This window comes from Thioclava sp. DLFJ4-1 (genome assembly GCF_002020145.1).
Taxonomy (GTDB): Bacteria; Pseudomonadota; Alphaproteobacteria; order Rhodobacterales; family Rhodobacteraceae; genus Thioclava; species Thioclava sediminum.
This window is the reverse complement of the sequence record NZ_MPZT01000004.1, coordinates 211,617-225,755: the sequence shown is the minus strand read 5'-3', so window position 1 is coordinate 225,755 and position 14,139 is coordinate 211,617. Positions and strand designations below refer to the sequence as shown.

General features: G+C 66.0%; 17 protein-coding genes. 11 read left to right on the top strand and 6 right to left on the bottom strand.

Annotation, left to right across the window (positions count from 1 at the left end):
* Positions 1 to 25 precede the first annotated feature (25 nt).
* The 5 genes from BMI85_RS14065 (at position 26) to BMI85_RS14045 (ending at position 4,082) form a co-directional block, all read left to right on the top strand.
* Positions 26 to 442 (top strand): DUF1284 domain-containing protein, encoded by a 417-nt coding sequence (locus BMI85_RS14065; protein ID WP_078601722.1) that lies wholly within the window; start codon positions 26 to 28, stop codon positions 440 to 442.
* 141 nt (positions 443 to 583) lie between these two features.
* A complete protein-coding gene (locus BMI85_RS14060) occupies positions 584 to 1,258 on the top strand; it encodes an SDR family oxidoreductase (protein WP_078601721.1) in 675 nt (224 codons plus the stop codon).
* A gap of 137 nt (positions 1,259 to 1,395) precedes the next feature.
* The gene (gene surE, locus BMI85_RS14055) at positions 1,396 to 2,181 is read left to right on the top strand and encodes a 5'/3'-nucleotidase SurE (protein WP_078601720.1); all 786 of its coding nucleotides are present in this window, start codon (positions 1,396 to 1,398) and stop codon (positions 2,179 to 2,181) included.
* Positions 2,178 to 2,834 (top strand): protein-L-isoaspartate(D-aspartate) O-methyltransferase, encoded by a 657-nt coding sequence (locus BMI85_RS14050; protein WP_078520134.1) that lies wholly within the window; start codon positions 2,178 to 2,180, stop codon positions 2,832 to 2,834. Before surE ends, BMI85_RS14050 begins: the two co-directional genes overlap by 4 nt.
* 54 nt (positions 2,835 to 2,888) lie before the next feature.
* Positions 2,889 to 4,082: a LysM peptidoglycan-binding domain-containing protein gene (locus BMI85_RS14045; protein ID WP_078601719.1), complete on the top strand. Its 1,194-nt coding sequence runs from the start codon at positions 2,889 to 2,891 to the stop codon at positions 4,080 to 4,082.
* 51 nt (positions 4,083 to 4,133) lie between these two features.
* Here BMI85_RS14045 and BMI85_RS14040 read toward each other — a convergent pair whose 3' ends face one another.
* Positions 4,134 to 4,559, bottom strand: a complete 426-nt coding sequence (locus BMI85_RS14040) for an Lrp/AsnC family transcriptional regulator (protein ID WP_078520136.1) — start codon at positions 4,557 to 4,559, stop codon at positions 4,134 to 4,136.
* 121 nt (positions 4,560 to 4,680) lie between these two features.
* On the opposite strand from BMI85_RS14040, the gene rocF reads away from it, so the two are divergent.
* The 3 genes from rocF (at position 4,681) to BMI85_RS14025 (ending at position 8,042) form a co-directional block, all read left to right on the top strand.
* Positions 4,681 to 5,607 (top strand): arginase, encoded by a 927-nt coding sequence (gene rocF, locus BMI85_RS14035; RefSeq protein ID WP_078547787.1) that lies wholly within the window; start codon positions 4,681 to 4,683, stop codon positions 5,605 to 5,607.
* Between the two features lie 5 nt (positions 5,608 to 5,612).
* Positions 5,613 to 6,662, top strand: a complete 1,050-nt coding sequence (locus BMI85_RS14030) for an ornithine cyclodeaminase (RefSeq protein WP_078549719.1) — start codon at positions 5,613 to 5,615, stop codon at positions 6,660 to 6,662.
* Positions 6,663 to 6,731: 69 nt separating this feature from the next.
* A complete protein-coding gene (locus tag BMI85_RS14025; protein WP_078520138.1) occupies positions 6,732 to 8,042 on the top strand; it encodes an FAD-binding oxidoreductase in 1,311 nt (436 codons plus the stop codon).
* Positions 8,043 to 8,081: 39 nt separating this feature from the next.
* Here the strand turns inward: BMI85_RS14025 and BMI85_RS14020 are convergent, their stop codons facing one another.
* From BMI85_RS14020 to BMI85_RS14005, 4 genes are all read right to left on the bottom strand, one after another.
* Positions 8,082 to 8,924, bottom strand: a complete 843-nt coding sequence (locus BMI85_RS14020) for an ATP-binding protein (RefSeq protein WP_078601718.1) — start codon at positions 8,922 to 8,924, stop codon at positions 8,082 to 8,084.
* Positions 8,921 to 9,793: a twin-arginine translocase subunit TatC gene (gene tatC / locus BMI85_RS14015; protein ID WP_078601717.1), complete on the bottom strand. Its 873-nt coding sequence runs from the start codon at positions 9,791 to 9,793 to the stop codon at positions 8,921 to 8,923. The genes BMI85_RS14020 and tatC overlap by 4 nt, the downstream gene beginning before the upstream one ends.
* On the bottom strand, positions 9,790 to 10,425 hold the full coding sequence (tatB, locus tag BMI85_RS14010; protein WP_078601716.1) for a Sec-independent protein translocase protein TatB: 636 nt from the start codon (positions 10,423 to 10,425) through the stop codon (positions 9,790 to 9,792). Before tatB ends, tatC begins: the two co-directional genes overlap by 4 nt.
* 77 nt (positions 10,426 to 10,502) lie before the next feature.
* The gene (locus BMI85_RS14005; protein ID WP_078520142.1) at positions 10,503 to 10,730 is read right to left on the bottom strand and encodes a twin-arginine translocase TatA/TatE family subunit; all 228 of its coding nucleotides are present in this window, start codon (positions 10,728 to 10,730) and stop codon (positions 10,503 to 10,505) included.
* Positions 10,731 to 10,917: 187 nt separating this feature from the next.
* Here BMI85_RS14005 and BMI85_RS14000 point away from each other — a divergent pair, with 187 nt between their 5' ends.
* The 3 genes from BMI85_RS14000 to BMI85_RS13990 all read left to right on the top strand — a co-directional run bounded on the left by BMI85_RS14000 (position 10,918) and on the right by BMI85_RS13990 (position 12,660).
* Positions 10,918 to 11,310 carry an HTH domain-containing protein gene (locus BMI85_RS14000; RefSeq protein ID WP_078601715.1) on the top strand — a complete coding sequence of 131 codons (393 nt, stop codon included), beginning with the start codon at positions 10,918 to 10,920 and terminating at the stop codon, positions 11,308 to 11,310.
* 40 nt (positions 11,311 to 11,350) lie between these two features.
* Positions 11,351 to 11,995 carry a MarC family protein gene (locus BMI85_RS13995; protein ID WP_078601714.1) on the top strand — a complete coding sequence of 215 codons (645 nt, stop codon included), beginning with the start codon at positions 11,351 to 11,353 and terminating at the stop codon, positions 11,993 to 11,995.
* Positions 11,996 to 12,066: 71 nt separating this feature from the next.
* Entirely contained in the window at positions 12,067 to 12,660 is a 594-nt protein-coding gene (locus BMI85_RS13990) for a TIGR02281 family clan AA aspartic protease (RefSeq protein WP_078601713.1), read from the top strand.
* Positions 12,661 to 12,892: 232 nt separating this feature from the next.
* On the opposite strand, the gene BMI85_RS13985 is transcribed toward BMI85_RS13990, so the two are convergent.
* Positions 12,893 to 14,128, bottom strand: coding sequence for a DUF4147 domain-containing protein (locus BMI85_RS13985; RefSeq protein WP_078601712.1), 1,236 nt, complete (start codon positions 14,126 to 14,128; stop codon positions 12,893 to 12,895).
* Between the last annotated feature and the right edge of the window lie 11 nt (positions 14,129 to 14,139).

The following is a 14,139-nucleotide window of genomic DNA, read 5'->3' as shown; positions in this document are numbered from 1 at the left end:
GGGATATTTACCCAAGAGCGAAGACATGGCTGACCGTCTGACATATCGCCCGCATCATTTCCTCTGCTCGCTCGGTTTCGAGGGGAAGGGATATTCGGATCGCTTCACCGCGAATATGACCGAGATCGTCGAAGGACGCTTGCGGCAACCGGAGGGCGCCGCAGTGGAGATCGAAGTGGTGGGCGCGGCGGATGACATCTGCGGCCCCTGCCCGTCGCGGCGCGGATCGGGATGCACCGCGCAGGCGAAGATCGACCGGCTGGACGCGGCCCATGCCGAGGCGCTGGATATTGCGCCGGGCGATGTGCTGACATGGGGCGAGGCGCAGGAGCGGATGGCCGCCCTGCCCGCCGATGTGCATCAGACGATCTGCGCCGAATGCCAATGGCTGGGCGCGGGCATGTGCGCCGCCGCTCTCGCGCGACTTCAGGACGAGGCGTAGCGCCGCCCCCCGTCAGGAGGGTGGCGGCGCCGCAAAGCTGACCAACCCGGCCTGCGCGCCAAGCTGCAAAACAGCGGGAAAGGCGCGGGACGTGCATCTGCACGCTTGCGCGACGGCGGGCGTGGTGGCAAGAAACGCGCCATGAGCACGGATCAGACCCAAGACCCTTCGCAGGGCAAGAAACTGGCGCTTGTCACAGGCGCTTCGCGTGGCCTTGGCGGGGCGATCGCCGAAGCTTTGGCCGCAGATGGCTGGCATGTCATGGCCGTCGCACGGACCACCGGCGCGCTGGAAGAGCTCGACGACCGCATTCAGGCGAAGGGCGGTACCGCCTCGCTCGGTCCGCTCGACGTGACCGAACCCGATCAGATGGCGCATCTCGCGCAGTCGATCGGCGCGCGCTGGGGTGGGCTCGATCTTTGGGTGCACACGGCGATCCATGCCGCGCCGCTGTCGCCGACGGGTCATATCGACGCGAAGGAACTGGCCAATTCGGTCAAGGTGAACGTGACCGCGACCGCGCAGCTGATCGGGCTGATGGAGCCGCTGCTGCTCGCGCGCGAAGGCACCGCGCTGGCCTTCGACGATCCGCGTGCAGGGCAGAAATTCTTCGGCATCTATGGGGCTACGAAAGCCGCGCAGATGGCGATGATGCGCTCGTGGCAGGCCGAGACCGTGAAGATCGGGCCGCGCGTGATGATTGCGGAGCCTGCGCCGATGGCGACCGCGCTGCGCGGACGGTTCTTCCCCGGCGAAGATCGCGACGCGCTGGCCGACCGCCACGCCGAGGCGCGGCGCATCCTCGACACGCTCTGAGAACGACCAAAGCGCCGCCGAAATGCCCTTCGGCTGCGGCGCTTTGGCGACACATCCGCGCTGTCGCCCGCCCCCGCTTTACCCTTCATCCGCCGCACGGTAAGCATCGGGTGACGCGACGGCGAACTGGGGGCAACATGCGTATTCTCATCACCAATGACGACGGGATCGACGCACCGGGACTGGCCGTTCTGGGCGAGATCGCCGAAGAACTTGCAGGCCCCGATGGCGAGGTCTGGACGGTCGCGCCGGCTTTCGAGCAATCGGGCGTCGGGCATTGCATCTCGTACACCCGGCCGATGATGATCTCGAAACTGGCCGAACGCCGTTTCGCAGCCGAAGGCAGCCCCGCCGATTGCGTGATGGCTGGGCTGTATGACGTGCTGGAAGGTCAGCGGCCCGATCTGGTGCTCTCGGGTGTGAACCGGGGCAACAACTCCGCAGATAACGCGCTCTATTCCGGCACGTTGGGCGGCGCGATGGAGGCGGCACTGCAAGGCGTGCCCGCGATCGCCCTGTCGCAATTCATCGGCCCCGAGGTCTTCAACGCCCCCGACATGTTCGAGGCAGCCCGGGTCCATGGCGCGGCGCTGGTGCGCAAGCTGATCGATGATGGCATCTGGGACGACGGCGATTACCGGGTCTTCTACAACGTCAACTTCCCGCCGGTGCTGGCCAAGGACGTAAAAGGCCACAAGGTCGCAGCCCAAGGCTTCCGCAAGGATTGCTTCTTCTCGACCGAGGCGCATCACGCGCCCTCGGGGCGGCGCTTCTTGTGGATCAAGGGCGGTCCGCAGCACACGCCGACGCAGCCGGGCACCGATGCGGCGGTGAACCTCGACGGCTATATCTCGGTCACGCCGATGCGCGCCGATCTGACCGCGCATGACGTGATCGCCGATCTGGAGGCCCGTTTGGGATGAGCGAGGACGCAGAAGAGGATCTGGCCGAGCGCAAGATGCGGTTCCTCTTCGCACTGCGCTCCAAGGGCGTGACCGACGCGCGCACGCTGCACGCGATGGAGGGGATCGACCGCGGCCAGTTCGTGCGCGGCATTTTCGCCGATCGTGCCTATGAGGACATGCCGCTGCCCATCGCCTGCGGGCAGACGATCTCGCAGCCCTCGGTCGTGGGGCTGATGACGCAAGCCGCAGATGTGGGTTCACGCGACACCGTACTCGAGATCGGCACCGGCTCGGGTTACCAGGCCGCGATCCTGAGCCAGCTCGCCCGCCGCGTCTATACTGTGGACCGACACCGCAGGCTGGTGCGCGAGGCCGAAGGCGTCTTCAACGCGCTGCGGCTCACCAATATCGTCGCGATTTCCGGGGATGGCTCGCACGGGCTGCCCGATCAGGCGCCCTTTGATCGAATCATCGTGACTGCCGCCGCGGAAGACCCTCCCGGGCCGCTCTTGGCCCAGCTGAAGATCGGGGGTATCATGGTTCTGCCCGTGGGCCAGTCGGACACGGTGCAAAGCCTGATCCGGGTGCGCCGGCTCGAGACGGGTTTCGATTACGAAGAATTACGTCCGGTGCGCTTTGTTCCCCTCGTAGAGGGCGTGGCAAACGACTAAGTGGCAGGTAAGAACGGACCCCGAAGAGGTCTGAGAGACAGTGAGGACGAGCGGATGGCAACGAAGATTTCCCGGCTGCGGCTGATCCTGGCAGGTGGAGCCGCGCTGACGGCGTTGGCCGCCTGTAACCCGAACGGGTTCGATCTGGACATGCGCGGTTATGGCAATGGCGGGCTCGACACGAGCGCCGCCGCCCGGCAGGCGGTGCAGGATCGCCCGCGCCCGAATGATCAGGGCATCATCACCTACCCGAATTATCAGGTCGTCGTGGCGCGCCGCGGCGATACGGTCAACTCCGTCGCGCAGCGGATCGGCACCGATCCGGGCGCGCTGGCTCGCTATAACGCGGTCGCCCCCGATGCGGTGCTGAACGCGGGCGAAGTCCTGGCCCTACCCAACAAGGTCGCGACCACGGGCGGCTCCGCGACGCCGGGCAACTCCAGCGCGCTGACCTCGGAGACGATCGACATCACCTCGCTCGCCTCGAACGCGATCGATAGATCGCAGGCGAACCAACCCGCCAAACCGACCCCGGCCTCGGCCCCGGTCTCCACAAACAGCGCCGAGCCGATCCGCCACAAGGTCGCACGCGGCGAGACCGCCTATTCCATCGCGCGCTACTACTCGGTGCCGGTGAAGGCGCTGGCCGAGTGGAACGGGTTGCCGAACGATCTGCGGGTGCGCGAAGGTCAGGTCCTGATCATCCCGGTCGCGTCGAGCCGTCAGCCCGCGAAAGTCGAGACCGCGACGGCCACGACCGCGCCGGGCACCGGCTCGCCGACCCCGGTGCCGCCGTCCGCGGCAGAGCCCCTGCCCCAGAAGACGCCGCCGAAAGCATCCGAGCCGGTCAAGACGCAGACTCCGGACATGAGCACCGATCGCACCAAGGCGTCGGACACGTCGAAGATGGCGATGCCGGTGCCGGGTTCGATCATCCGACCCTACAAGAAGGGCTCGAACGACGGCGTGGATATCTCGGCTTCGGCCGGGACGGCGGTGAAAGCCGCCGAGAGCGGCACCGTGCTGCTGATCAGCCAGGACACCGACGATGTCGCCTTCCTCGCGATCAAGCATCCCGACAATCTGGTGACGGTCTATTACAACGTGACCGGCATCACGGTGAAGAAAGGCGCGAGCGTCAAGCGCGGCCAGACCATCGCCAAGGTCGCGTCCGGCGATCAGGGCTATCTGCATTTCGAGGTCCGCAAGGGGATCGATTCCGTCGATCCGATGCCCTACCTCAACTGATCTTGCGCGGCGGGCCGGAGATGTTCCGGCCCGCCCGCACGCCCTGCCCGCTCACCCCGCGACAGGCGCGAGCAGCAGACAGCTTTCGCTGTTGAGCACCCCCGGAATTTCACGAATATCGCGCAAGGCCCGGTCGAATTCGCCCAGGGTCTCGGCCCGGATTTCCGCCACCAGATCCCAGTTGCCATTGGTCGCGAAGACCGTCGTCACCTCCGGGATGCGGTGCAGCGCCCGGATCACCGCGCGCGACATCTTGCCCTGCAACTCGACCAGCGTGATCGCGCGCACCTGCCCCTCGACATCCGTCTCTGTCTCGATGGTGAAGCGCCGGATCTGCCCCGAGGCGACCAGCGCTTCCAGCCGGGCGCGCGCGGTGGTCCGCGACACCCCCACCTGCAGCGCGAGATCGGTCATCGAGAGCCGCGCATCCGCGCGCAGCGCGGCCATGATCGCGCGGTCCGTATCGTCGAGCTGCATTTACCCTCCGTTTTGATCAATCGTCTAGTCGAATTGATCAAATTTAGTTCCGTTTTGCGCAAATTGACAAGCGAAACCTCTGCGCCATTTCGTCAGACTAAGACCAACAAGGGAGATTTCGATGACACGCACAGTTTCGATTCTGGGCGCGCCTATTCAAACTGGCGCTTCGCAACCCGGCTGTATCATGGGGCCGGCCAGTCTGCGCATCGCCGGGCTGGGCGACATCCTGACCGAGCTGGGCTGGGAGGTGGATGATCTGGGCGACCTGTCGATTCCCCCGCAAGAGCCGGTGCCGCACAAGAACCCCGCGATCCACGATCTGGCCGAAACCCGTGCCTGGATCGAGGCGCTCTCGCAGGCGGCTTTCGATGCCGCGCAGACCCATGACCGCCCGATCTTCATCGGCGGCGATCACGCGCTGGCTGCAGGCACGCTGAGCGGCCTCGCACGGCACGCGAAGACGCAAGATCGCCCCTTGTTCGTCCTGTGGCTCGACGCCCACCCGGACCTGCACACGCTGGAGACCACCACCAGCGGCAACCTGCATGGCACGCCCGTGGCCTATGTCACCGGCCAGCCCGATTTCGAGGCCTTCCCGCCGCTGGAAGCCAGTATCGATCCGAAGAATTTCTGCATGATGGGCATCCGCTCGGTCGATCCGGCGGAACGCGCGCGCATCAAGCAGATCGGCCTGGAAGTCCATGACATGCGCGCCATCGACGAGACCGGCGTGCTGGCGCCCCTGCGCGCCTTCCTCGACCGCGTGCGCGAAGCCAACGGCCTTCTACATGTCAGCTTCGACGTCGATTTCCTTGACCCCGGCATCGCGCCCGCCGTGGGCACCACCGTGCCGGGCGGCGCCACGTTCCGCGAGGCGCATCTGATCATGGAAGAGGTCGGCGACAGCGACCTCGTGACCTCGCTCGACATTGTCGAGCTCAACCCTTTCCTCGACGAACGCGGCCGCACGGCGAAACTGCTCTGCGACCTCGCAGCCAGCCTCTTTGGCCGCCGCGTTCTCGACCGCATGACACGGAGCTTTTGATGGATATGTCCCCTCTCGCCCCCTCCAAACTGGCCTTCGTGCCCTTCGTTTCCGTTGCCAACATGATGAAGCTGGTGAACGAGATCGGCCCCGAACAGGTGATGCGCGACCTCGCCGCCTATATCGAAGAAGATTTCCGCCGCTGGCCGGATTTCGACAAGACCCCGCGCGTCGCGAGCCACTCGGCGGAGGGCGTGATTGAGCTGATGCCGACCGCGGACGCGGAGAATTACGGCTTCAAATACGTCAACGGCCACCCCAAGAACGGCCGCACGGGGCACCAGACTGTCACCGCCTTCGGCGTGCTGTCCTCGGTCGCGACGGGCTATCCGCTGCTGATGACCGAGATGACGATGCTGACCGCGCTGCGCACCGCCGCCACCTCGGCGCTGGTGGGCAAATACCTCGCCCCGAAAGGCGCGACGGTCATGGGCATGATCGGCAATGGCGCGCAATGCGAGTTTCAGGCGCTGGCCTTCCGTGCGATCTGCGGCATCGACACGCTGCGGCTCTATGACATCGACCCGACGGCGACCGAGAAGGCCGCGAAGAACCTGACCGCGCAGGGGTTCAACGTCACTAAATGCCGCTCGGCCGAGGAAGCCGTCGAGGGCGCGCAGGTCATCACCACCTGCACCGCCGACAAGCAATATGCGACGATCCTGACCGACAACATGGTCGGCTCCGGCATCCACATCAACGCGATCGGCGGCGACTGCCCCGGCAAGACCGAACTGCACCGCGACATCCTCACCCGCTCGGAGATCTTCGTCGAATACCCGCCGCAGACCCGCATCGAGGGCGAGATCCAGGCACTCGACGAAGACCATCCGGTGACCGAGTTGTGGAAGGTCATGCGCGGCGAGGCCGAGGGCCGTCGCGACGCGAAACAGATCACGCTGTTCGATAGCGTCGGCTTCGCGATCGAGGATTTCAGCGCGCTGCGCTACATCCACGACCGTGTGAAGGGGGGCGACTACGCGCAGATGCTCGATCTTATGGCAGACCCCGACGATCCGCGCGATTTGTTCGGGATGCTGACGCGGGCGGGCTGAGCCCCGCTTGCGCTCGGCGCGCGCGCGTGGCACCGAAAGCCAAACGCCCCTTTCAGACGAGTGCGCGACATGACCCATCAGACCCATCCCTATGCGGGCGACGGCAGCCACACCGGCAGCTACTACGCGGCTTCGGCCAATCCGGCGCCCTTGCGCGCAGAACTGGTGGGTGAACAGGAGGCGGATATCTGCGTCGTGGGCGCAGGCTTCTCGGGGCTGTCCACCGCGCTGCATCTGGCAGAAAAGGGCTATAGCGTCACCGTCGTCGAGGGCGCACGCATCGGCTGGGGCGCCTCGGGCCGCAATGGCGGTCAGGTCGTGAACGGGCTGAACGCCAGCCTCGACGTAATCGAGAGCCGCTACGGGCAGGACACCGCGAATTTCGTAGCCGGCCTCGTGATGGAAGGCGGCGACATCATCCGCGAGCGCGTCGCGACCTATGACATCCAATGCGACCTTAAGCCCGGCAATGTCTTCGCGGGGCTTACGGCCAAGCACATGCAGGAACTGGAAGCGCGCTGGAAGCTCTGGCGCAGCTACGGCATCGAAAGCCAGGAGATGCTGAGCCGCGAGCAGATGCGCGAGCATGCGAATTCCGACCTCTATGCGGGCGGGATGATTGATCATAAGGGCGGCCATCTGCATCCGCTCAATCTCGCACTTGGCGAGGCGGCGGCAGTCGAGAAACTGGGCGGCACGATCTACGAGATGTCGCCTGTGACCTCCGTCGATACCGAGGCCGCGCGCCCGGTTATCAAGACCGCGAAGGGCCAGATTACCGCGAAGACGCTGGTGCTGTGTGGCAATGCCTATCTCGGCCATGTGGTGCCCACGCTGGAGCGCCGCGTGATGCCCGTCTCGACGCAGGTGATGGCGACCGAGCCTCTGGGCGAGGCGAAAGCCCACGAGTTGATGCCGTCTGACGCCTGTATCGAGGACGTGCGCTACATCCTCGACTATTACCGCATGTCTGCCGACAACCGCCTGCTGTTTGGCGGCGGCACGGTCTATGGCGGGGCCGACCCCAAGGACATCAAGGCGAAGCTCTGGAAGAACCTCGAGAAGGTCTTCCCGCAATTGAAGGGCACCAAGATCGACTACGCCTGGTCGGGCAATTTCGCGCTCTCCTTCAGCCGCGTGCCGCAGATGGGCCGGATCGGGCAGAACACCTATTTCGCGCATGGCTACTCGGGCCACGGCGTCACCGGCTCGCACACTTTCGGACGCATCCTGTCGGAGGCGATCAACGGCGATCTGACCCGGTTCGACACGTTCGCGAAACTGCCGTGGATCCCGTTCCCCGGCGGGCGCACCTTCCGCGTGCCTTACTCGGTCGCGGGGTCGTGGTGGTATGCGCTGCGCGACCGGCTGGGGGTGTAAGCCCCCTGCCCGCGACGCCAGTGATGCGGAGAGACGCGCTTACAGCGCGACGCCGCGCCGCCCGGCCAGATCGGTGAAATACTGCCATGCCACGCGGCCCGAACGCGCCCCGCGCGTGGCCTGCCATTCGATGGCCTCGGCGCGCAGGTCTTCGTCGGAAATCTCCACGCCGTAGCTGTCGCAATAGCCGCGGATCATCGTGAGGTATTCGTCCTGCGAACAGGGATGGAAGCCCAGCCACAGCCCGAACCGATCGGACAGCGAGACCTTCTCTTCCACCGCCTCGGACGGGCTGATGGCGGTCGAGCGTTCGTTCTCGATCATGTCGCGCGGCATCAGGTGGCGCCGGTTCGACGTGGCATAGAGGATCACGTTCGCGGGCCGGCCCTCGATCCCGCCATCCAGCACCGCCTTGAGCGATTTGTAATGCTGGTCGTCATGGCTGAACGAGAGATCGTCGCAGAACAGGATGAAGCGCATCTCGGGCGCGTCGCGCAGATGCGCGAGCAGACGGCCGACCGAGGGAAGGTCTTCACGAGCAAGCTCCACCAGCTTGAGCGGCAGCCCTTCGGCCACCGCCGCCGCGTGGGCCGCTTTAACGAGCGAGCTCTTCCCCATCCCGCGCGCGCCCCAGAGGAGCGCGTTGTTCGCCGCCGCCCCGCGCGCAAACTGCAGCGTGTTGGCCAGCAGCGTGTCGCGCGAGCGGTCGATGCCGTGCAGCAGGCTGAGGTCGACGCGGTTCACCTGCGGCACGGGCTCCAGCCGATCCGGCGAGGTGTGCCAGATGAACGCGCTGGCCGAGGCGAAGTCGGGCGCGGGCTGCGGAGCGGGCGAGAGCCGCTCCAGCGCCGTGGCGATCCGGTTCAGCGCCGCGTCACTCATGCCTTGCCGTCCTTCTCGTCTTCTTCGTCCTCGTCATCGTCCCATTCGTCGGGGTCGATCCAGGTGCCTTCGGCGCGCATCCGGGCTTCGCGGGTCTTCTCGATCCGTTTCACGAGCTGGATGGAAATCTCGTAGAGACCGTAAACCACCGTGAACAGAATGACCTGAGAGATCACATCCGGAGGCGTGGCGATCGCCGCCACCACGAGGATCGCGACCACCGCGTATTTGCGCATGTTGCCGAGACCTTCGGAGGACACGAGCCCCGCCTTGCCCATCAGCGACAGCAGCACGGGCAGCTGGAAGCAGATCCCGAAAGCCATGACGAACTTGATCGTCAGGTTGAGATATTCCTGCACCGAACCCTGGAAGCCGATGGCGGCCATCTCGTTCGCGCCCGAAGTCGCGCCGATCTCGCCCTGCTGGAAGCCGAGGAAGAAGTTAAAGGCCAGCGGCAGGATGATGTAATAGGCAAACGCCGCGCCAAGGAAGAACATCACCGGCGAGGCGATCAGGAAGGGCAGGAACGCGTTCTTCTCGTTGCGATAGAGGCCCGGCGCCACGAACCGCCACATCTGATAGGCGATGATCGGGAAAGCCAGGGCAAAACCGCCGAGGAAAGAGATGTTGATCGCGACGAAGAAGCCTTCCTGCAGCTTGATCAGGTAGAGGCCGCATTGCTCGCCGCGCGATTCCAGTGCCGAGCAGACCGGACGGGTCAGGAAGTTGAAGATCGGGTTCCAGACCGTGTAGCAGACCACCATCGCGACGATGAAGGCCCCCAGCGAATAGAGGATGCGCGTGCGCAGTTCGGCAAGGTGCTCGATCAGCGGGGCCGAGCTTTCCTCGATCTCGTTATTGTCGCTCATGCGTCACCCTTCTTCGCGGCGGGTTTCTTCGCCGCCGTCTTTTTGGCCGCCGGTTTGGCACCGGTTTTCGCGGCGGGTTTACTGCTCGACTTGGTTGCCGGCTTGGCGCTGGATTTCGCGGCGGTCGAAGTGCCCGTCTTGGTGCCAGTCGTCTTGGCGCCAGTCTTGGCTGCGGTCTTCGGCGCGGCTTTCTTCGCAGCGGGCTTGGCCGCCGGCTTGCTTGCCGTCTTGGATGTCTCGGGTTTGGCCGTCTCGGCCGGGCTCGCCTCGGGTTGGGCTGCCTCAGGCTTGGGCGGCTCCGCCTCGGGATCGGGCTTGAGCGAGGTCTTCCCGCTCTCGGACCGGCCCGGCTCCCATTTCTCGAAAGCGTCGGTCGCTTTTTCCAGCGCGTCGAGCCCGAGCGATTTCTTGGACGCCAGCGATTTCAGGTCGCGCACGGAGCCCGCGGCTTCATCGAGCCCGGTATCCTTCGCCGCATCTTCCATCGCCCGCGAAAACTCGCGCCCCATCGCCTTGGCCTTCGCAGTGATGCGGCCAAGCTGGTGGAACATCTTGGGCAGATCCTTCGGCCCCACGACGATCAGCGCCACGACGCCGATCAGCAGAAGCTCGCTCCAACCGATGTCTAACATGAGTGCTCAGGCCTCCGGCCGATTGAGGACGCAAAGGCAAACGGGCAATCGCCCGCAACCCCCGAATGCGATCAGGCTCAGGCCTTGTCTTTTTCTTTCTGGACTTCGTCAGCCGGGGTCACGTCACGTGCCTCGTCGACGGTACCGTCCTCGATTTCTTTCGAGCCGTCGCTCACGCCTTTCTTGAAGGCGGTGATGCCTTTGCCGACTTCACCCATGAGCGAGGAAATCTTGCCGCGGCCAAAAAGAACCAGAACCACGACGGCGATCAGAAGAAGGCCGGGAAGGCCGATATTGTTGAGCATTGTTGTCTCTCCTCTGGTCACGGGCCCGCCGCCCGCGCCTTATGTCGGTCCCGAGTTTTAGGATCATGCGGGCCTCAATCCTAGACCGATTCCGCCCAAACGGGGCTTTGAGGGGCAGATTACTGACAGTTCATTGTCAGTTGCCCTCCCTCGCGTTACCCTTCTAGCGACCCGATCGGAGAGCCCCATGACCCGCGACGAGCGGCTGCAACAGATCATCGCCATCCTGCGCGACGGCAAGATGCATCGTGCCAGCGATCTGGCCGAGCGGCTGGGCGTTTCCGCCCGCACGATCTGGCGCGACATGGCGGAAATCTCGGCCTATGGGGTGCCGGTAGAGGGCGAACGCGGCGTGGGCTACATCCTGCGCCGGGCCGTGGGCCTGCCGCCTCTGGTGCTGACCCGCGAGGAGCTGGCGGCACTCGATCACCTGCTCGATCTGGCCGAGGCGGTGGACGATCCGCGCCTTGCCGGAGGAGCCGCGAGCCTGGCCGCGAAGATCCGCGCCGCCCTGCCCTCTGCACCCGCCGAAGCCTCTCCCGAAGACGCCGGGGAAGGGCTGGCGGGGGACCGGGGATGACGCTAGGCTCGCCTGCGAAACTTGGAAGGGATGCCCCCACGTGATCGGTGCCGAATACATCACTGCTTTCGTGACGCTTTTCGTCATCATCGATCCAATCGGTCTGGCCCCGGTCTTCATCGCGCTGACGCTGGGCGAAAGCCACCGCGCGCGTCTGCGCATCGCCTTCCGCGCGCTCATCATCGCCGCCGTGCTGCTGACGCTGTTCGGTATCTTCGGCGACAAGATCCTTGCCGGGATTGGCATCTCCATGCCCGCCTTCCGCATCGCGGGCGGGGTCCTTCTGTTCCTCACCGCGCTCGACATGCTGTTCGAACGCCGCACCAAGCGCCGCGAGGCGCAAGGCGAGGAGCACGAGGCCGACCCCGAAACCGATCCGTCCGTCTTCCCGCTGGCGACGCCGCTGCTGGCCGGGCCCGGCGCGATGGCCACGATGATCCTGCTGGCAGGGCGCGAGGGCGGCGACTGGCTGCATGTCGTGGCGATCATCGCCATGATGCTTCTGGTGCTGGGCTGCGTCCTCGTGATGTTCTTGCTCGCCACGCCGATCGAGCGCGCGCTGGGGCGCACCGGCACGATGGTCGTCACCCGGCTTCTGGGGATGCTGCTGGCCGCGCTGGCGATCCAGTTCATCCTCGACGGGCTGCACGGTGCGGGGCTGATGGGCAGCGTCCCGACCGGCTGAGGCAATCCGCCCTCTGGGAAAGTCACCTGAGCGGACCTATCTGAAAGAGATCGGTAGGGGTAACGAGGATCATGGTGGAGACGATCATCAGCGAAAACTGGGGACGGCTGGTCTATCTGAGCCTCCTGCTCGTCGCCGTGGGCGGGTATTTCGTGCTGGAGATCCGCCGCCGCCCCGGTCGCACCATGCAACAGGCCGCGATCTGGGGGCTGATCTTTCTCGGCACGCTCGCCGCGGTCGGGCTTTGGACCGACATCCAGCGGCAGGTCTCGATTCCCGATCAGGCGGTGATGCGCGATGGCCGGATCGAGGTTCCGCAAGCGGCCGACGGGCATTACTACCTCACCGCAGAGGTCAACGGCACGCCGATCCGCTTCGTCGTCGATACCGGCGCGAGCCAGATCGTGCTGACCCAGCGCGCCGCCGAGCGCGCGGGCATCAACACCTCCGATCTCGCCTATATCGGGCAGGCGCGCACCGCCAATGGCATCGTCGCGACCGCGCCGGTACGGCTGGAGCGCTTCGATCTGGGGCCGATCCACGACAGCAACCTGCGCGCCGTGGTCAATCGCGGTTCGATGGACACTTCGCTTCTGGGCATGACTTATCTCACCCGCTTCGCGAAGGTGGAATTCGCGCGCGGCACGCTGATCCTCGAACGCTGAGCGGGCCCGGCCCGCAATCGTCGTGATCCTGCCTTTTTTGCGCCTCAATCTTTGCCGAGGCTCCGAGGGCGCCCGCCGCTCAGGCCGCGCCACTCAGGCTTCGTTACGAGGAAAACACGCATGGTTGCTTTCGACACCCTCGCTCTCGCGATCATCACCGTCGCCGCCATTCGCGAAGCCTATCTCCGCCTGCGCCCGATGATGCGCTCTGCCGAAGCAGAGCGCGGCTAAGCTAGCCTTTCACCAGAACCGCGAGATCGGCCACATTCGTGCCGGTCGCCCCCGTCATCAGCAGCGCATCGGCCGCCTGCAGGACGTGATAGCTGTCATTGCGCGCAAGCGCCGCGTCGCAATCGACGCCAGCCGCCCGCGCCGCCGCGCAGGTCTCCGGCCCCACCAGACCGCCCGCCGCATCCGTCGGCCCGTCACGGCCATCGGTGCCGCCCGAGAGGAAGCGCCACGCGCCCTCGACCCCGGCCGCCTCCGCCGCGCAAGCCACGCGCAGAGCGAGCTCCTGATTGCGCCCGCCGCGGCCGTCACCCTTGATCGTCACGGTAGTCTCACCGCCCATGACCAAAGCGCCTGCGGGCATATCGCGCAGCAGAGCCACGATCTGCGGCGCGAGATCGGCCACGTCCCCGTCGAGCGCGAAGGGCGCCGCCTCGGCTCCAGCCGAGACCATCGCCGCGACCGACAGCCCGTTCGCCCCGATCAGACGGTTGCGGGCGGCGGGCAAAGCGGGCTCTGCGCCCAAGGCTTCGAGATGCGCCTGCACAGGGGCGGGCAAAGCCTCCCAGATCCCGAGATCACGACAAATCTGCGCCGCCTCGGCCCGCGTGCCGATCGGCTCGACCGTAGGCCCCGAGGCAATCACGCGCAGATCGTCGCCCGGCACATCGGACAGGATCAGGCCGGTCACGGGGGCCGCGCTGGCAAGCAGCCAGCCGCCGCCCTTGAGCTGGGAAAGCTGCTGGCGGATCAGATTCATCTGCGTGATATCCGCCCCGCAGCCGAGCAGCAGACGGCTGACCTCGGCCTTGTCCGACAGGCTCAAGCCCTCGGCGGGCGCGACGGCCAGCGCGGAGCCACCGCCGGAAATCAGCGCCAGAACGCGATCCTCCGGCCCACAGCCCTGCAGGCATTCCAGGATCGCGCGCCCTGCCCGCTCGCTGCCGTCTCCCGGCACGGGGTGGTCGCCCGCGATCAGCGTAACGCCCGCGCGCGGGGGCGCCGCTTCGGCATTCTCGGGGTTGGTGACAACCAGCGCCTGCGCCTCTTCGGGCAGCGCGTCCAGCGCCGCCGCAGTCATCGCTAGCGCCGCCTTGCCGAGCGCGATCACCTGCCAGCGCCCGCCCGGTCCCGGCGGGTTGTCCATCGCCCAGCCCATCGCGCGGGTCACCCCCGCTGCCGGGTCGGCCGTCTTCACCCCGATGTCGAACAATTCGCGCGCGCGTGCTTCCAGATCCATTCCTGCCCCCC